Annotated in this window: 14 protein-coding genes; 7 read left to right on the plus strand and 7 right to left on the minus strand. The window is 39.5% G+C overall.

What is annotated here, in order from left to right; genetic code table 11:
- Positions 1 to 73 precede the first annotated feature (73 nt).
- Positions 74 to 2,074: a methyl-accepting chemotaxis protein gene (locus J9318_RS11925; protein WP_210560119.1), complete on the plus strand. Its 2,001-nt coding sequence runs from the start codon at positions 74 to 76 to the stop codon at positions 2,072 to 2,074.
- Positions 2,075 to 2,271: 197 nt separating this feature from the next.
- A complete protein-coding gene (locus J9318_RS11930; RefSeq protein WP_210560120.1) occupies positions 2,272 to 3,189 on the plus strand; it encodes a tetratricopeptide repeat protein in 918 nt (305 codons plus the stop codon).
- A gap of 125 nt (positions 3,190 to 3,314) precedes the next feature.
- Here J9318_RS11930 and dnaJ read toward each other — a convergent pair whose 3' ends face one another.
- The 5 genes from dnaJ to J9318_RS11955 all read right to left on the minus strand — a co-directional run bounded on the left by dnaJ (position 3,315) and on the right by J9318_RS11955 (position 11,945).
- Entirely contained in the window at positions 3,315 to 4,451 is a 1,137-nt protein-coding gene (dnaJ, locus tag J9318_RS11935) for a molecular chaperone DnaJ (protein ID WP_210560121.1), read from the minus strand.
- A gap of 163 nt (positions 4,452 to 4,614) precedes the next feature.
- Complete coding sequence (dnaK, locus tag J9318_RS11940) at positions 4,615 to 6,540, minus strand: molecular chaperone DnaK (RefSeq protein ID WP_210560122.1); 1,926 nt, start codon at positions 6,538 to 6,540, stop codon at positions 4,615 to 4,617.
- Between the two features lie 177 nt (positions 6,541 to 6,717).
- Positions 6,718 to 9,654, minus strand: coding sequence for a bifunctional [glutamate--ammonia ligase]-adenylyl-L-tyrosine phosphorylase/[glutamate--ammonia-ligase] adenylyltransferase (gene glnE, locus J9318_RS11945; protein ID WP_210560123.1), 2,937 nt, complete (start codon positions 9,652 to 9,654; stop codon positions 6,718 to 6,720).
- A gap of 9 nt (positions 9,655 to 9,663) precedes the next feature.
- Positions 9,664 to 11,229, minus strand: coding sequence for a CYTH domain-containing protein (locus J9318_RS11950; RefSeq protein ID WP_210560124.1), 1,566 nt, complete (start codon positions 11,227 to 11,229; stop codon positions 9,664 to 9,666).
- 107 nt (positions 11,230 to 11,336) lie between these two features.
- Positions 11,337 to 11,945 carry a DUF2726 domain-containing protein gene (locus J9318_RS11955; protein WP_210560125.1) on the minus strand — a complete coding sequence of 203 codons (609 nt, stop codon included), beginning with the start codon at positions 11,943 to 11,945 and terminating at the stop codon, positions 11,337 to 11,339.
- Between the two features lie 195 nt (positions 11,946 to 12,140).
- Here J9318_RS11955 and mtnN point away from each other — a divergent pair, with 195 nt between their 5' ends.
- Genes mtnN through J9318_RS11970 form a run of 3 tightly spaced genes read left to right on the plus strand, consistent with a single transcriptional unit; the run spans position 12,141 to position 14,208 of the window.
- Positions 12,141 to 12,839 (plus strand): 5'-methylthioadenosine/S-adenosylhomocysteine nucleosidase, encoded by a 699-nt coding sequence (gene mtnN / locus J9318_RS11960; RefSeq protein WP_210560126.1) that lies wholly within the window; start codon positions 12,141 to 12,143, stop codon positions 12,837 to 12,839.
- Positions 12,840 to 12,862: 23 nt separating this feature from the next.
- The gene (locus J9318_RS11965) at positions 12,863 to 13,801 is read left to right on the plus strand and encodes a cobalamin biosynthesis protein (RefSeq protein ID WP_210560127.1); all 939 of its coding nucleotides are present in this window, start codon (positions 12,863 to 12,865) and stop codon (positions 13,799 to 13,801) included.
- Between the two features lie 23 nt (positions 13,802 to 13,824).
- Positions 13,825 to 14,208, plus strand: coding sequence for a rhodanese-like domain-containing protein (locus J9318_RS11970; RefSeq protein WP_210560128.1), 384 nt, complete (start codon positions 13,825 to 13,827; stop codon positions 14,206 to 14,208).
- Between the two features lie 6 nt (positions 14,209 to 14,214).
- Here J9318_RS11970 and J9318_RS11975 read toward each other — a convergent pair whose 3' ends face one another.
- Positions 14,215 to 15,375 (minus strand): L,D-transpeptidase, encoded by a 1,161-nt coding sequence (locus tag J9318_RS11975; RefSeq protein ID WP_210560129.1) that lies wholly within the window; start codon positions 15,373 to 15,375, stop codon positions 14,215 to 14,217.
- A 74-nt stretch (positions 15,376 to 15,449) separates the two neighbouring features.
- Here J9318_RS11975 and J9318_RS11980 point away from each other — a divergent pair, with 74 nt between their 5' ends.
- Both J9318_RS11980 and J9318_RS11985 read left to right on the plus strand, forming a co-directional pair.
- Positions 15,450 to 15,926 carry a thioredoxin family protein gene (locus J9318_RS11980; RefSeq protein WP_210560130.1) on the plus strand — a complete coding sequence of 159 codons (477 nt, stop codon included), beginning with the start codon at positions 15,450 to 15,452 and terminating at the stop codon, positions 15,924 to 15,926.
- A 306-nt stretch (positions 15,927 to 16,232) separates the two neighbouring features.
- Complete coding sequence (locus J9318_RS11985) at positions 16,233 to 17,147, plus strand: TlpA family protein disulfide reductase (RefSeq protein ID WP_210560131.1); 915 nt, start codon at positions 16,233 to 16,235, stop codon at positions 17,145 to 17,147.
- A 273-nt stretch (positions 17,148 to 17,420) separates the two neighbouring features.
- Here the strand turns inward: J9318_RS11985 and lysS are convergent, their stop codons facing one another.
- A complete protein-coding gene (gene lysS / locus J9318_RS11990) occupies positions 17,421 to 19,001 on the minus strand; it encodes a lysine--tRNA ligase (protein WP_210560132.1) in 1,581 nt (526 codons plus the stop codon).
- Between the last annotated feature and the right edge of the window lie 42 nt (positions 19,002 to 19,043).

The following is a 19,043-nucleotide window of genomic DNA, read 5'->3' on the forward strand; positions in this document are numbered from 1 at the left end:
TATCTACATGCGATACATTAGTTTTGCAAGGGAATAATAATAAAAATAAACTCATGAAGTTAGGTAGTAAAATATGCGCATAATCAATCAGTCTATTGCTCTCCAATTGGTCTTTTGGACCGTCCTTCCGCTTTTTATCTTGTCAATTATTGTAGGAACAAACCATGTTTTTAGTGTCAAAGAAGATACTGTCAAACGTGTTGAGTCTGGAATCAATGACATAGTAGAACGCAACGCGATGGAGATAAAAAGCTTCTTTGAAGCAAAAGGTCAAGTCATCCATAGTGTATTTGCTAGCCCACAGGTCAAGAACTGGTTTAGTGATTACAATAATCGAGGTGGCGATCTAAGCTCAGACCAAGATTATCAGCAAATAGTCCGCTATTTTAGGTATTTTTCAGATCAAGACGCGACGATTAAAAGCGTCTTTTTTGGTTCAGGTAATACCTTTGAGTATTTCGACTTAAATGGTCGTCATAACGACCCAAGTTATTATACGCATAAACGTCCCTGGTGGCCTGAAGCACAAAACAAAGGCAGACTATATGTCTCTGATCCTGCAGTAGATGCCAATGACGGTTCGATTAATGCAACAGTGAAAACACCAATATACGACGATAATAGAAAACTTATTGGCGTAGCAGGTGTGGATATTCTTATATCGACCATAGGCGAAGAGTTACTAAGTAAAATAAAGTACGAAGGCGAAGGTTTCGCTTTTTTAGTCACTGACGAAGGTAAACTTGTGTATTTTCCTCGCTTTAGTGATGACTTTGCTCCAGGTTCACTTATTCAAGAAGTAGATAATAATTTTAGATCAGCTAGCGGCTTTAAAGAGTTTAGCCGTTTAGTAACAAACAAAAACCAAGGTAAATCATCTGTTATTTGGAATGATCAGCCTCATACAGTTCTCTATACTTCAATAGAAAGTGAATACCCACTAATGCGCTGGCGCTTAGGTTTTATTGTTCCTGATACAGTAATTGAAACGCCTGTTAACAAAGCCATCACTGAGAATATAATATGGGTTGTCATTACTATGCTGGTAGTCTGTGGTTTAGTATACGCAGCGACCAAGCCTATCATTAAACCCATTAAAAGCTTAGTTGCAGCGATGAAGGATATTTCGGAGGGAGACGGTGATTTAACAAAACGCATTGACGACTCTCGACAGGACGAGATTGGTGTTCTTGCAGCTGAATTTAATAACTTTATTAGCCGAATACAATCGCTTGTAAAAGAGTCTATTGAGATCTCCTTGCACGTTCATGACCGATCAGCGCAAGTAGAAAAAACGTCGACTGAGATTATAAGGCTCGTTGACAAAGAAAAGTCTGAAATTGTACAAGTCGCTAGTGCTTCAGAGGAACTTGCCTATACTAGCGAACAAATGGCCAAAAACACTTCTCAAGCTATGACACACGCGGCGATGGCAGAAGAGCAAGTTGTTAATGGCGGTAAAGTAGTAAGTAGCGCTATTGTTGATATTACCGCCCTTTCTAAAAATGTACTCGGTGCTGCAGATGTTGTTCGTAATTTACGACAAGACTCTGAAAATGTTGGCGAAGTGCTAGACGTGATTAGAACAATTGCCGAGCAAACGAACTTATTAGCGCTAAATGCCGCTATTGAAGCCGCCAGAGCGGGTGAACAAGGTCGAGGTTTCGCCGTTGTTGCCGATGAGGTAAGAACGTTAGCTAGTCGCACTCAAGAGTCTACTGCGAATATTCAAAATATCATTGAGGGCTTACGCAGTAGCGCTTCGCAAGCAGAAAATGTTATGGAAGAAAGCCGTGAGTATGCAGAGCGTAGTATTCATCAAACACAAAAGATTGAAGAGACATTACGTGAAATTACAACCGCTATTCACGAGATCCAACAACAAACTGAGTCTATTTCGCAAGCAAGCACCGAACAAACAGCAACAGCACACTCCGTATCTAAAAATGTTGGGCATTTGAAATCACTTGCTGATGATTCAGTCACAGAAACTCAAGGGGCTACAGACTCAATTAGCGACATGATTGTGGCAGCAGACCAATTATCCAGAGTAATGGGGCAATTTAAGGTGTAGTCGTCGCATTTCTTAATTAAGTATATTAACAAACTTAAGTTTAAATTCTAAAAAGCCAGTCTTTCGCACTGGCTTTTTTCTATCCATCAACATCTCTAAGCTTTTATTTCTAATGCCTGATCATCGAGTCTTGCTTTGTAAAAAGACCATAGTATTATCAAATATTAAATTTAATAACCTCAAAAAGTGAGATTAGGTTGAACGCAAAGTTAGCACTAATTAAGTGGTATGTAGCCTTAATGTTACTTGGTTTTTTTTCCTCGTCTATTAATGCGAACAATAATAGTGATTGTTTAGCGCCCTCAAAACAGTGTCTCGAATTTGCAAACGCTGGACTGCAAGATTCTACACCATACACTTTTAAGTGGTTTAACCTCAAAATTCATCAAATTGAGTCTTTAATCTCTATTAAAGAGTTTAACTTAGCAAAACAAGAAATTAATGAAATTGATTTGGCAAAAGCGCCAGCGACATTCGTTAGCTATGTAACAATGTACAAAGCAAAAGTATTAATAGTAGAAGGAAAGAAGGAGCAGGCGCTTCAATTACTTTTTGATGCAAAACTGAACTTAATCAAACTTAACGATGTTTTTTACAGTCCCATGCGAAGTATTTACATCGCTAACTTATTGCAAGATTTAGGAAAGATCGAAGAGTCTTTAGACATTTTACTCTCTATCAAAAATAAGTTTTCCAAAAGTAAAAACATACATTTAATGTTAGAACTATATGGTAATTTAGGACACGCGTATCGAAGGATGGAAAATTACCAGCTGTCACTTGAACATTACTTAGAGGCTTTACCATTTGCAAAGGCTTTAAATAATAACCAGCAAATAATGGTAATTTACACGCATATTGGTAATAGTTATATTTATATGCAGAATTTTAAGAACGCAGAACCTATGTTAAAAAAAGCGCTAAAATACGCGCAATTAGACGATCATAAAATCTCAATAACAACGGCAAAAATTAACTTAACATACTTTTTATTGAATCAAAATAAGCTGAATGAAGCCAAAAAACTCGCGTTAACTATCAACCCAGGCAATATAAATACATATCAATTAAAGACGTGGGACATTATCAAAACCCGCATACAAAGCGTTCCATAACGATTGTTAAAAACATTGCTAATTCTAATACCGCCCAAAACAACAAAAGCCAGCAATTCGCTGGCTTTTAATCCGATAAAACTTAAGTTCAAAGATGAATTAACGCGATTGTGTCGTTAAATTATCTACCCTGTTAAGTCGTCAAAGAACTTTTTAACACCATCAAAAAAACCTTGTTCTTTTGGACGGTATTTTGAAGTTTTACCAGTCATCGTTTCTTCAAACTGCTTCAATAAGTCTTTTTGCTTGTCGTTCAAGTTAACCGGCGTCTCTATCATTACTTTACACAGTAAATCACCAACAGCACCACCACGCACCGACTTAACACCTTTACCACGCAAGCGGAACATTTTGCCAGTTTGCGTTTCAGACGGCACTTTAAGCTTCGCTCTACCATCTAATGTCGGAACTTCGATTTCGCCACCAAGTGCAGCCGTTGTAAAGCCAATTGGAACTTCGCAATATAAATTACTTCCGTCACGCACAAAGATTGGGTGGTCTTTAACATGAACTTGTACAAACAAATCACCCGCTGGTGCTCCATTTGCGCCCGCTTCGCCTTCACCAGCTAAACGAATTCGATCGCCGGTATCAACACCCGCTGGGATCTTAACTGATAAGGTCTTTGTTTTTTCAACTCGGCCTTGACCATGACAGCTGTTACAAGGATCAGAAATAATCTGGCCTTGACCTTTACACGTTGGGCATGTTTGCTGAACTGCAAAGAAGCCTTGGCGCATTTGCACTTGCCCAGCGCCATGACAGGTTGAACAGGTTTTTGGCTTAGAGCCCGCTTTTGCACCTGAACCGTCACATGGCTTACAAGACACCCACGTCGGTACTTTAATTTCCAGCTCTTTGCCACGTACTGCATCTTCTAAACTCATCTCTAAGTTATAGCGAAGATCTGAGCCTCGTTGCTGACGTTGTCCGCCACCACCACGACGACCACCACCGAATATGTCACCGAAAACGTCACCAAATACGTCCGAGAAGTCGGCATGACCACCGCCAAAACCACCGCCACCATGACCATGTTCAAACGCAGCATGACCATGTTGATCGTACTTATGACGCTTATCTTCATCAGACAACACCTCATAAGCTTCTTTAACTTCTTTAAATTTTATTTCTAAGTCTTTATCGCCCGAGGTACGGTCAGGGTGATATTTCATAGCGAGGCGTTTGTATGCTTTTTTGATGTCACGCTCTGATGCACCTTTATCGACACCTAGAACTTCATAATAATCGCGTTTCGACATAATAAAAAAAGTACCTTTTAATTCTCTTAACTACTTACCTTTCATATAGCCACAGCTTTAAAAAACAAGTAACTAAGAAAGCAATTTAACAATACGTAATTAACAAACAAGGGCGTATAAAACGCCCATGTTAATTTTGTTAACTTTTACAAAGTCTTAACGATTATTTTTTATCGTCTTTAACTTCTTCAAATTCAGCATCTACTACATCGTCGTCAGCTGCATTTGTTGCTTGCTCAGCACCTTCGGCACCAGCGCCACCTTGAGCTTGGGCTTTCGCTTGCGCAATTTCCATAAGCTTTTGTGATGCTTCCATTAATGCTTGAGATTTTGCTTCGATTTCTTCTTTAGTACCAGACTTAGAGGCATCTTTAAGCTCATTGATTGCTTTTTCGATAGCTTCTTTATCGTCACTTGGAAGGTCGTCGCCAGCTTCAGTCACTTGCTTTTCTGTTGCATGTGCTAGTGCATCTGCTTGGTTACGTGCTTGCGCTAACTCTTCAAACTTTTTGTCTTCTTCAGCATTCGCTTCTGCGTCACGTACCATTGCTTCAATTTCATCATCTGATAAACCAGAAGACGCTTGAATCGTAATTTTTTGCTCTTTACCTGTATCTTTATCTTTAGCAGATACATGTAAGATACCGTCAGCATCAACATCGAATGTTACTTCGATTTGAGGTGCGCCACGTTGAGCAGGACGAATACCTTCTAAGTTAAACTGACCAAGCGACTTGTTGCTTGACGCTTGCTTACGCTCACCTTGAAGAACATGAATCGTTACCGCTGATTGATTGTCTTCTGCTGTAGAGAACGTTTGCGATTGCTTAGTTGGAATCGTTGTGTTCTTTTCAATAACCGAAGTCATCACGCCACCCATTGTCTCGATACCTAGAGATAATGGAGTTACGTCTAGTAATAATACGTCTTTAACGTCACCAGAAAGTACACCACCTTGAATCGCTGCACCAATTGCTACTGCTTCATCAGGGTTAACGTCTTTACGAGGCTCTTTACCGAAGAACTCTGTAACAGCCGCTTGAACTTTAGGCATACGTGTTTGACCACCAACTAGGATGATATCGTTCACATCGCTTACTGATAAGTCTGCATCTTTAAGTGCCACTTTTAATGGCTCTAGTGTCGCTTGAATCATATCTTCAACAAGAGACTCTAGCTTAGCGCGAGTGATCTTGATGTTCATGTGCTTAGGACCAGATGCATCTGCAGTCACATATGGTAAGTTAACTTCAGTTTGTTGTGCTGAAGATAATTCAATTTTTGCTTTTTCAGCGGCTTCTTTAACACGCTGCATTGCTAGCGGGTCATTTTTAAGGTTAACACCTTGTTCTTTGTTGAATTCTTCAACTAGGTAATTGATTACACGGTTGTCAAAGTCTTCACCACCTAAGTGCGTGTCACCGTTTGTCGCTAATACTTCAAACGTTTGCTCGCCATCTACTTCATCAATTTCAATGATTGAGATATCAAATGTACCACCACCTAAGTCGTAAACAGCAACAACATTGTCGCTACCTTTTTTACCAACACCGTACGCTAACGCTGCAGCAGTAGGCTCGTTGATGATACGTTTTACGTCTAAACCAGCGATACGACCAGCGTCTTTAGTTGCTTGACGTTGTGAGTCATTGAAGTAAGCCGGAACCGTAATAACCGCACCCGTTACTTTCTCACCTAAGAAGTCTTCTGCTGTCTTTTTCATTTTCTTAAGAACTTCAGCAGACACCTGAGGTGCCGCCATTTTTTCGTTCTTAACTTCAACCCATGCATCACCATTGTCAGCTTTAACAATGCTAAATGGCATGATGTCGATATCACGTTGAACTTCTTTGTCTTCAAAACGACGACCGATTAAACGCTTAATTGCGAATAATGTATTTTTTGGATTTGTAACCGCTTGGCGCTTAGCAGGTTGACCTACTAATATTTCACCTTCATCTGTGTATGCAATGATAGAAGGAGTTGTGCGATCGCCTTCCGCGTTTTCAATTACACGAGGCTTGTCACCATCTAAAACAGCGACACAAGAGTTTGTTGTACCTAAATCGATACCGATGATTCTACCCATGAGATTTACTCCGAAAACAACTATTAAAAGGGATAAATTAATTCTTGCACTATTAGTGGGGGTACTAAATACGTTTTCAACTAAAAAAGTTAAATTTTTTTACAATTTTTTGAACTTTTTTTTGATAAGCCAGAAAACCAAAAAAAATCACTTTCAACGCTCAGTAAAAATAATAAATTAACTCATACCAAGGCGATGCCAAATGCATTTTACGTTATGTGCATGTGTTTGAACTACAGCATGTGGTATTCGCTTTTCTTCCAAATTTAACGATTGTTGATGAAACAAAATGCGATAGTCCTCATAGGCTAACCACAACTTTTGACTATCATCTTTCGAGATTAGGTTAAGCTGTGCTGCCAATTCCAATAGCCGTTTATTATCACAATAGTCCGCCAACTTTTCGAATTTCTGGCTAAACTGTAAAACCAAATATTGGGTTATAAACTCAATATCCGCTATTCCACCGCGTGACTGTTTTAAATCAAACATGGTCTCGCTTTCTTTACTGAGATTTTCAAACATTCGCTGACGCATGGCGCTTATATCATTTATTAATTCGGTTTTATTACGAGTGGCCTTTAAAATACTTTTTCGAACATCCTCGAATTGAATAATTAGATGTTCACAACCTAACACGGCTCTTGCTCGAACTAACGCCTGATGCTCCCAAGTCCAAGCTTCATTGTGTTGATAGTCGTCAAAAGTATTAATGTTTATTGCCAGCAAACCACTGGCGCCAGAGGGTCTTAGTCTAGTATCAAGCTCATATAGAATACCGCTCGGTGTTCTTGTGGTGAAAAAGTGAAGGATCCTTTGGGCTAACTTTAAATAAAATTGTCGAGAATCGATTGCTTTCTTACCGTTTGTCGCCTTACTACTTTCACAACCATGTATGAACACTACGTCTAAATCTGATCCGTAACCCAGCTCATGGCCACCTAACTTTCCATAGCCAACTACGGCAAAGTTTTTATCCATGTCAGTCGCGCCGTCTGGATAACCATACTTTTTAACCATTTGACGCCATGAAAGATTCACCACCTGATTTAATATCGCTTCTGATAAAGCGGTCAAATGATTACTAACGCTAGGCAGGTCGATTATTTGAGAGATATCACAAGCAGCAATAATTAATTGTGAAGACAACTTAAACTGACGCAATATTTCCATTTGTAATTCTAAATCGTCCTCATCAACTCTCAGTAAACTGCGTCTTAAGTCCGCTTCATAATCACTAAGTTTTGGAACGGTATACAATAACTTGGGATCAATTAATTGATCTAAAAGTAAAGGGAAGTTTTTTAATTCTTGGCCAATGAAGTGACTCGCTGAAACTAGGCTCACTAGCTGAGTCAATGCGCCGGGATGTTCAACTAACAACGCCAAGTATGTCGTACGAGCCGCTATTCTTTTTATAATCTGAAGGATATCACGACATTGCTGAGTAGATGTTTGTTGGCGTTCGCACTCAGACATTAAATGCGGAACTAATAGATCCAAACGGTCCCGGCCTTTGCTACTCAGTACCGCTTTAATTAAGTCCGGTTTGAGTTCATTTAAACAAAGCGCTAACGACTTACGACTATCTGCTTCAGTGCTTACCTGATGTTCAGACTCGGTAATTGGTATTTCAACTTCTTGTGGATCTGAAGACCAGGCTGATTGCCAATATTCGCTTCTTGGGTCACTCTTTGCATTTTGATCAGAAGGCGTTTCGCCAATTAACTCACCAAAAATATGGTGTATAACTTGAGTAACATTATTAACCTTGGTTAGTAAGTGCGCCCAGTCACTTAACCCTAACGTCGCAAGCAATCGATTTTGATTTGTCTTATCCTTGGGAAGCGTCTGTGTCTGTTTGTCATCAAACGCTTGTAAATACTGCTCGCAATTTCTCAACCAAAGATAACTTGTCTGAATTGCGTTTGCTTCATCTTCAGTAAATATTTTTATTCTGGCGAGCTCTGGTAATACTGATAAAAAACTAGGTAGCTGTAATTGAGGCTCTTTTCCGCCTCGCAACATTTGCAAGGCTTGTACGATAAATTCGGCTTCTCTAATTCCACCTTTGCCTAGTTTTATATTGTTTACTAGGTTTCGTCTTACCACTTCCGTTTCAATCTGTCGTTTCATCGTGCGCAACGACTCGATGACACTAAAGTCTATATAACGCCGGTACACAAAAGGTTTTAGCAAATTAATCAGTTGCCTTTGAGCCGACGCTTCTTCATCAGAAGTAAAGTCATAATGAGCTAATGGCCTAGCCTTTAAAAGCGCGTATCGCTCCCACTCTCGGCCTTGCTCTTGGTAATAATCTTCAAGTGCAGCAAAGCTACTCACTAATGGGCCACTGTCACCAAACGGCCGCAAGCGCATATCCACTCTAAAAACTTGACCATCAGGTGTTAACGTATCGAGTAAATGAATAATTTTTTGTGATAATTTAGTAAAGTAAGCTTGGAAATCTTCTTGTTTTCGCCCTCCGGAAGTCACTCCTTTTTCTCTGTAACAGAAAATTAAGTCTATATCGGAAGAAAAGTTAAGTTCATATCCTCCTAGCTTACCCATTCCCATGGCAATTAATGCGACACGGTTACCATTGTTTAATATTGGTAAACCCCAACGAGGTGCTAAATCCGCTTCGGCCCATTGACGCGCCAGTCCGTAAAATAAGTCTGCCGCATAAGAAAGTTGTCGCATGCTGTTTTTAATATCGATCTGACCAAGAAAATGCTGAGCAGCAATGCTTGTCATTATGTGTTGTCGGTGGATGCGTAGGGCTTTTAGCGCTTCTTGCTCATTTTTTGCTTGCCATTCTTTTTCGGTCATAGACCAAGTTGGGGTTTGCAAGTTTAAATGATTATTTGCCAAATCTTTTAAAACTTCCGGATAACGGGTGCAATTGCGGTAAATAAAGTCGCTAATAGCCAGTAAATAAATTAATGTCGGCGCGTTATCCTCGTCGACGCGACATATATTTAACGCGCAAAGCTCGTCTAAACGACGTTCACCCAATTGGCGTAACGACGCATCTAAATGTTCTAGACTTATTGTTGCACTATTGCCATTTTGCTTATTACTGGCTTGTTCAAACTCAGCTTCGTCATTCACAATTATTATCTACCAATACGGTTTAATTTGGCTGATACTGCCAATTGAGGCTGCCAACGCCTTGTTTAAGCTATCTTGCTTACCCTTAACCCAAGCTAGATATTCAGAACTCACCGCTGCATTTAACGAGGTATCATTATTTTCGCTGTCCTGGGCATCGACGGTTAATAATCTTTCAAGTCGTGTTAGTAATAAAAACTCTTCACAACCCACCAGCAAATCATGTTGACTGTTATGCATTGATTCGCCCTGCTCTGCGTACAAGCTACCTAACGTTATTCCAGTTAATATCGATTCCACAAGTGGCCAATAAAGAGCAACTAAGTTAGCTTTATCACTATTGTTCGTGTAATTCGCTAACGCTACCTGAACGTTTTGCCAGGCTTTTTCTAGCCACAAATTTGAAAACTCAACGAGAGGCTCTTTCAATAAACCTAAATTTTCAAGTGGCATAGATTGTCGCCATTGTTTTTGGCTCAACCACTCAACAAAATTTACCACTAATTGGTTGTACTCAGTGGTACTAAAAAAGCCCACAGCTTTCATTAACTTTGATTCAGGTAATTGTTGCTGTGCCATTAATTCTGACAAATGCTCGCTGTTTTCTATTTCTTTTCGGTATGGACTCTTTCGGCTAACCAATTGGTTTAACTGATAAAAGCCATCGACCCATTTGTGCTGGTGACGAATGCTTTTAAAAGCTTCAATAAAGTGTTCTATTTGAGTTTGCGGTAATGCAGACGAAAAAAGCTGTAGTATATGGATGATCAATGACCAGCCATCAATGACTTTTCTAAGTGCTTTAGGTGACATTGACGAACAAAAAACTTGTTCATTGTGCTGAACAAATTTTAATGCCTCGGAGGAGGCCTGAATTAAAGCGGTTTCAAATTCGACGTTTTCTGGTAATTCAATTCGATTAAGATCTGTGCATTTCAGCATTTTGCCCGTCAGAAGCTGATAACCTCGGGCGGCTTTACTAAGGAAACCAAGGCGCACATCAACTTGTGAATTTATATAATGAGCGAGATTAAAAAGATCCTTTTCTTGACCAGACACAAATTCAAGCTCAATTTCACTAATAATAGACTCTTGTGAACCCGAGCGAATAACACCTTGATCTAATACACATTCAATTACGGTGCCTGAGGGCATTTCAACGAGCCAAGTCGTTCTTTCAAAATCCGTTTCAAATAACAATTTCAAATTAGGCTGGATGTCATTTACAACAAATCCTGTTGGCCATATGTTGTCATCAAATAAACTTAAGTCGGCTACTAAATTCACTGGCGTTGGTAACTCAACATTAAATTCTGGACGGCGATGAAGACCACCAATGTCTTGACCCGCTAACTTAACGGTTTGCTCAGCTTCAATATGACCGTTTGAGAATTTACTCGAGCGGATTCTAAGACCCATGTCAAAACTTCGTAACGTTTGATCATCGGTATCGAAGTAACCATTGCGTAATTGCTTTTGGTGAGTTGTAGTGATATTAAAATGTGAAGAACTTAGTGCAGAAATAAACTTTGCCACTAAGTCAGGTTGGATAAGAAACTTTAACTCTATTTCCATTAATTAAGGTTCTGTTTGCTATTGGAGTGGTCAGGTTACCTAACTCACTCCACAAACTCAATGATTAGCCTATTTTACTGAAATCATCCATCATGATGACAAGACTTCTAAGATGCTTTTGCTATGCCAAGACCACCTAACTGTGCCTTTACTTGCCCAGCAGATAAAGCACCTACAGGTCGGCGAGGAATGTTACCTTTGAAAATAGGTTCTGGCGGATAGGCACGCTCTTTTTTGCCAATTTTGTATAAAATGCCATTTCTAATTTCGTCGACTTTGTAACCTGTTTTCACTTTTATACGAATATGAGGAATACCGGCGGCTTCTAGTGCGCCCGTTACAAACCAGTCTTGCTTTGATTTATGACCACCACTCGCTTGATTCACTAAATCTACAGCTGCAATAATGCGATAAGTTTGAGGGTCACAAAGTACGTAATCAATCACTTTGCTAGACGCTTTAATCATAGCTGAACGCTTAGCTCGACCTTTAACGCTATCTTTGGTTTCAATAATATCTTGCAGACGTACACGATTAACTATTCGGTAGTCATTACCTACAGCTTTATCCAACAAAGCCAAAAAGCCTCGTTCAACGTTAGTAAATAGCTGTGACTTCTTTTTAAAAGGATAAGGATTGCTGGTGTCAATAAAGTGACTGGCCACTAGCGCAATGGTCAAAATCAACCCTACTAATAATACTAAAACCCATTCCATATAACTCTCCACTAAACGATAGATAATTCTTTATCGATATAAGCAGATACTGTGCCATTTAAACGTTTTATTTTTGACACCTACCTCTATTTCTGTTTTTAGTGCTTTTGCATAGCCAAGGAGCTATCGCTCTATTATAATTTCTCTTAATTTCAGATTGATAGATTACTATCCAAATTTACAAGAGAGTTTGATATGACAATTGCGATTATTGGCGCAATGGAACCAGAAGTTGCCATTTTAAAGAACAACATGGAAAACCTGAACACCACAAAAATAGCCAACTATGAATACTTTTCGGGGCAGCTAAATGGTCAGGATGTGGTATTAGTTCAGTCAGGTATTGGCAAGGTTGCATCGGCTATTGCAACTGCATTGTTAATTAATAACTTTAATCCTGAATATGTTATTAATACCGGTTCAGCGGGTGGTTTTGACAAAGAACTAAAAGTAGGTGACATTGCGGTTGGTAATAAGCTTGTTCATCATGATGTCGATGTTACTGCGTTTAATTATGAGTTTGGTCAAGTGCCTAACATGCCAGCGCGTTTTAGTGCCGATGAAAAGTTGGTGGCATTGGCAAAAGAGTCAATCGCAGAAATGGACGAGATCACTTGTAAAGTGGGTTTAGTTGCGACAGGCGACAGCTTTATGTGTGACCCGGTTCGTATCGAGGCGACTCGTCAACAATTTCCAGATATGCTTGCAGTAGAAATGGAAGGTGCCGCAATCGCACAGACTTGCTATCAAATGGATACGCCGTTTTTAGTGATTCGTTCACTTTCGGATATTGCAGGAGAGGAATCTCCAATGAGCTTCGATGCCTATCTAGAAATCGCGTCTAAAAACTCATCTGAGTTAGTGATGAAGCTTTTAAATAAATTATCTAAGTAACATTCAATATTATGATTGAAACAATGGCTGAACTTCCACACTTATTGGCTGCAGCCATTGTCATTATTGTTGAATGGATATTACCTATCCCGTTTCGATATTCGCCTTTAAAATTATGTGCTCTTCTAGCCGATGCTATCGCTAAAAAGGTAAATACGCCTGGCAGCGATCGACAGCGCCAAATCTCGGGTTTCATGTCGTTACTTACCTACTTTGTATTTGTCACTGTCATTATTTGGGCATTGTTGTTTATCATGCCCTATGATGTATGGACAGAGGCAATTCTTCTATACATTAGCCTTAGTTACCATTCCGTCGCGAAAGTTAATAAATCAATAAAAGATGCCCTGCACAATAAGCAGAACACCTTAGCAAAGGACTACTTAGCCGAGCATGCTGAATTTGATACCAAACCACTATCGCCCCTTGGAATTGTCAAAGGCGCTTTAGAGGTGGAAATACGTTCGTGGGCAACCGCATGGTTAACGCCCATAATACTATTTCTTGCTTTTGGAGGCGTTGCTGCGATTGCTTATCGAGTATTGGACATCGCCGTTCAGCGTTGGTGTGCTTTCGACCCTAAATTTGATAGCTTTGGGTTACCAAGTCTAGCAGTCCGCTCAGCGTTAGATTGGGTAATTGTTGTGATGGTTGCGCCAATTTACTCTGTATTTAAGTCGAGTCCTGGGTGGTGGCGAATGTTTCGTAAATATCAACCTGACTGGCCACAGCAGCAAAGCTTAGTTGAACTAGTTTGGTCGTGCATAGTTGCAGCAGGTTGCAGAATTGAAATGGCAGGTCCCGCTATGTTTAATGGCGTAAAGGCAAAACGACTACGAATTAATGAGGGACAGAAACCGTCTCAAACTACCATTGCTGAACTTCAAAGTTGGAATACCCGATTCATTATTTTTGTATTAGTGCTTTTATTATTATTTTGGTTAATCGCTAACACTATTTAGTTATCTATCAATAAGGAGTTTTTATGTTAAAAAATCTATTTACCCTGCTCGTCAGTGCGTTATTTGGGCTTATGAGTTATACGAGTACGGCAGCGGATACTGCTAAAATATCCGCTGAAGAATATTTAAAAAACAAGGATAACTACCAAATTTTGGATGTCCGCTCGCCTAGCGAATTTGCCGAAGGCCATATTGAAGGCGCGATTAATATTCCACATCACGCCATTATTGATGAAATAGCTAAATTAAAAGGGATTGAAAAAACCATTGTTGTTCATTGTCGAAGTGGTCGCAGGGCTGAAAAAGCTGAATCTATGATGCGAAAAAATGGCCTTACCGACTTCATTCACTTAGACGGTGATATGCTTGGTTGGCAAGCAAAACAACTGCCTTTAGTAAAACCTTAATTGATTTTATTGCTCGGAAAGTGTGGCTTCAAGTAAGCCCTCTTTCTCAGTCTCTTTTGTTAACAAACTTTCATTTAACAAGTCTTTATTACGCTGTTTTAGTTCAGCCAACTTTTCATTAACGTCACTTGTAATAATAACTTTGTCACCGTTGTCTAATAAACTATAAACCAGTTCGATGTCACTGTTTCTAAGACGTACACAACCATGAGTAGTGCGACTACCAATTGAGCCAGGGTTAGACGTCCCATGTAAAAAGAGCGAGTCACCAAAATGTAAAGCGTGATTACCCATAATGCCTCGCCAGCACCGCTCACCTCTGGCTATTTTATCGGCGAATTCGACTTCCATTTTTTTAGGTATACACCATTTAATTCCGTCGCTATCAAACAACTTAAACTCAACATTAAACTCACCCTCTGGCGTATAGTAACATTTACCGCCTTGGCTCTTTGGTAGGCACCTGTCGTAACCGAGCGCAACGGGAGAAGTCATGATTGGTTTGATGTCTTGCATAGTTTGCTCATAAACCGTCACGTTAAAAGAAGACTTGTCGATAATAACTAAACGTTGGGTATCAGCAGAGCGTTTAATTTGCTTGGGTTGCGTTCTGTCTTGCAAACGCACTGGCTTTATTAACCAAACAGGCTCTGGTAATGGCTGCCATTTGTTTTCAGGAAAATGTCCAGTGACTTTCAATGAGTCTTCATTTTCGAAGGCGCTGGTGAATGTTTTTCCCTTATACCATTGAGCAATTGCTTTACCTTGTCGATCAAAAACCGTTGCATCTTCTAGCAGCCGATAAGCTTTTGCCTTTTGCTTTTTAGCATCGAGTAACGTTTCTAACGGAACATGAAATATAGTCGCAGGCGCGGAGGTCGTTTGTGGGTGCTGTTCTTCAATATTACTTGATACTTTTATATACCACATTGGAAAAATGGACTGCCACTCACCTTCAGGAAAGTGTCCGGACACTCGAACCCAGAGCGTGTCTTCCATGTTCGATGTAAATAGAGTGTGGCTAGGCCAAGTTTGAATTACCTTGCCATTCGGCTCATCATAAACGTCGACTTTTGCCGTTGTTAAATAGGTTTTTGCCGCCCAACTAGGTACGACAAACAAGCCGAAAAATACAACCGTCATCCATAACGTTACTCTTTTTTTCATTACAAAAATTCCAATATTTGAGCGCCTTATGTTCTAATGGGACTACGCGCTTTTAAACATTCCAGGGTAATACCATGAAGAATAAAACACTTACCGCTATTTTGCTATCTCTAACGCTTTCCTCCGCACCAAGCTTGGCAAAGGACTTTTTTGTTGGCGAAATTTCCGGCCCAAGTATATTAAAAGAGTTTAAGTCTTTCGCTTCGCATAAAAACGATGTGACCTACAGCAAAGCTGATCTAGCCTCCCTTCGCGCTATTGCAGAACCAATAGAAGTAAAAGTGTTTTTTGGCGAGTGGTGTCACGACAGTGTAAGAGAAGTACCCCGCTTAATTTCACTATTCGAACAAGTCAACAATAACAACATTAACGTTTGGTTTTATGGCCTGGATACCGCCAAATCGGATCCTAGTGGCATCGCACTAAAACACTCTATTAAAAAGACCCCAACGGTTATCGTATATAAAAATGGCGTTGAGTTAGGTCGCTTTTTAGAGTTTCCAAAAACAGATTGGGCGAATGATATTTCGCAGTTAGCACTGAAAAAATAGACTGGATATGACCCGTCCTGAAATAGATTGACACATTAAAAAAGGAGCTCTAGAAGACGGGCTACTGAATGAACTTGGAGCTACCAATTCTGTTATTGGTAGCTTTTTACGTTTTTCTGATAGAAATTTAAAATAAAACAGTACATTAATTATCAACATTAAGTAAGCTAAAAGCCAAGCCATTACAATTAGCTTATGATTTTCAGCATGTTATCATGCCTTTTTAAGTGTATATGCCTTTTACTGTTGATAGCGATTTTCAAAGTTGCTAATTTATAGAGTTATAAAGCAGTTACAAGGAAAGTAATGAAAACCGTATTCAACCTAATTTTGTTTTTATTCTCAAGCTTCAGTATATCTAAAGAGATTAATCCTGCCGATTGGTTACTCTGGCATAAAGTTGAAACTGAGTTACCCTATTCATCAACGTTAACAATTTATCCGCCCGTAATGCTCTATGCAGAGAATGGAGTGCTTAGAGGCTCTATTTCTGCACCGTACTCCCTTAGCGGCAATAACAATAGAGTTATTAATGAATTTTTAATTACAGTCACGGATGGACGAGGAAATACACATTTTCTTGAACCTAAAATGGAATCAGTGGGCTTTGTTAATGATACTGGTATTAGTATGTCCTCTCTTAGCTCTAACTCTTTTTACAACGGTAAAATTCTAATCCAGCTTTACAAAACTAATTCACTAGAGAATCGTCAGGCGTTGTCTGATAGAAATAAAAAAGACATAGCTAGGCAGCAAGGAATTGAAAATGCTTTAACCAGCATAAGAATTCCTAGACCAGTTTTAGGAGAAATATGGCCCATTAAAGCCTTAACATTACAAGGGCAGAATATAGATGTGATCATCTCTTCATCAAAATTCACAATAATCCAACTCTATAGTGAGTTTTGTGGTTTCTGTAGAAAAGCAATTCCTTTAAATAACTCATTAAATGCTTCTGAGAATATTAAAGTTATAGGTATAGCTGGAACAAATAATATTAATGCATTTAAGAGATACTTAAACACTAGTGAACTTGAATACTCGTTCATTGCCTATGAGGACGACTACGCAGAATCAGCTCTGTTAGAAGCTACAGGTCAACAGGGTTTCCCAACGTATTTTGTTCTAGACCCAACAAAGCAAGTAGTCGGAATTTTTGTAGGGACTCCTTCTCTTGAGAGTTGGCTTGCAGATCAAGCTATCATTATTGAGGAATTATAGATAATCTGACTGATTTTTATAATATATTGTTGAAATTTAAGTACTAATTGTAGTGCTGTTACTAGTAATTAAGATGATTTGGTAGGTTTCTTAGCTATAAGTGAGTGTTTTATATAGTGGGGTTGCAAAAAAGCCACTGTTAAATACAGTGGCCTCCAAGTTCATTCAGTAGCCCGTCTAGATGAGCTCCTTTTTTTAATCCTTTTTATAAAAGGGCAACTTGTCTTTGGCATCTAGCCGCAAGCGTTGTTGCTCACTTCTAAAACGGGCGCCTTATTCCGCCGAGTCGTCCTGTTGCTCATTATTAGCAACCGGCTTCATGTGCGGGAACAAAATAACGTCTTTGATGGTTGGTGAGTCAGTGAACAACATTACTAAACGGTCAATACCGATACCTTCACCAGCTGTAGGTGGTAAACCATACTCAAGCGCTTGAATGTAGTCTTCATCAAAGTGCATTGCTTCAATGTCACCGGCATCCTTTTCTTCAACTTGTTTCTTAAAGCGGTTTGCTTGGTCTTCAGCGTCGTTTAACTCTGAGAAACCGTTTGCAAGCTCACGGCCGCCAACAAAGAATTCAAAACGGTCGGTAATAAACGCATTTTCATCATTACGACGAGCCAATGGAGATACTTCCCACGGGTAGCCTGTAATAAACGTTGGTTGGTCTAACTTCTCTTCCGCTGTCGCTTCAAAGATTTCACAAAGGTATTTACCTGCACCCCAAATACCTTCTACTTCAGGCTCTTTAATGTGAAGCTTTTTAGCAATCACTTTTAGCGTGTCTAAGTTGTTTTCAGGATCTTTAATTGCAGCTGCCCATTCAGGATTATTTGCTGCTTCATCGTAATACTTAAGAACCGCATCAGACATGGTTAAGCGAGTAAAAGGCTGTCCAAAGTCATATTCTTTCGTTTCAACAACGTTACCTTCTGCGTCTTTAACCGTATTAATTACAACTGCAGAACCTAATACATTGTTTGCAACGGTACGTAACATTTCTTCTGTTAAGTCCATCAAGTCATTGTAGTCAGCATAAGCCTGATAAAATTCAATCATTGTGAATTCAGGGTTATGGCGAGTTGAAAGACCTTCGTTTCTGAAGTTACGGTTAATTTCGAATACACGTTCAAAACCGCCAACAACCAAACGTTTCAAGTATAGCTCTGGCGCTATACGAAGATACATGTCACGACTCATTGCATTATGGTGCGTAATGAATGGACGGGCTGATGCGCCACCAGGAATTACCTGCAGCATTGGCGTTTCTACTTCCATAAATTCACGGTCTGCTAAGAAACGACGAATACCTTCCACAACTTTTGACCGGATCATGAATGTTTTGCGAGTATCTTGGTTTGTGATCAAATCAACATAACGTTGGCGATACTTTGCTTCTTGGTCTGTTAGGCCATGAAACTTCTCTGGCAATGGGCGAAGCGACTTTGTAAGTAGCTCATAGCTTTCCATATTTACGTATAGGTCGCCTTTTCCTGACTTATGTAAAGCACCAGACACACCAATGATGTCACCAATATCTAAAACACCATATTTTTCTTTTAGATCTTTCTGAACATTTTTGTCTGCATACGCTTGAATGCGACCTTTCATGTCTTGTAATAACATGAACGGACCACGCTTAGCCATAATACGGCCAGCAATAGATACCTTTGTATCCATTTCAATTAACTTTTCTTTTTCGAACTCACCAAACTCTTGTTGAAGGTCGTCGCTGTAATGTTCACGACGGAATTTGTTTGGATGTGCATTAGCCGAGCAGTTTTCGCGAATGTTTTCTAACTTTGCACGACGCTCTGCAATGAGTTTGTTCGCGTCTTGAGTTTGTTCAGTCATTTATGTTCTCAATTACCGTATAATGATTAATCTAATGATTTA

The sequence above is a fragment of the Psychrosphaera aestuarii genome (assembly GCF_017948405.1).
Taxonomy (GTDB): domain Bacteria; phylum Pseudomonadota; class Gammaproteobacteria; order Enterobacterales; family Alteromonadaceae; genus Psychrosphaera; species Psychrosphaera aestuarii.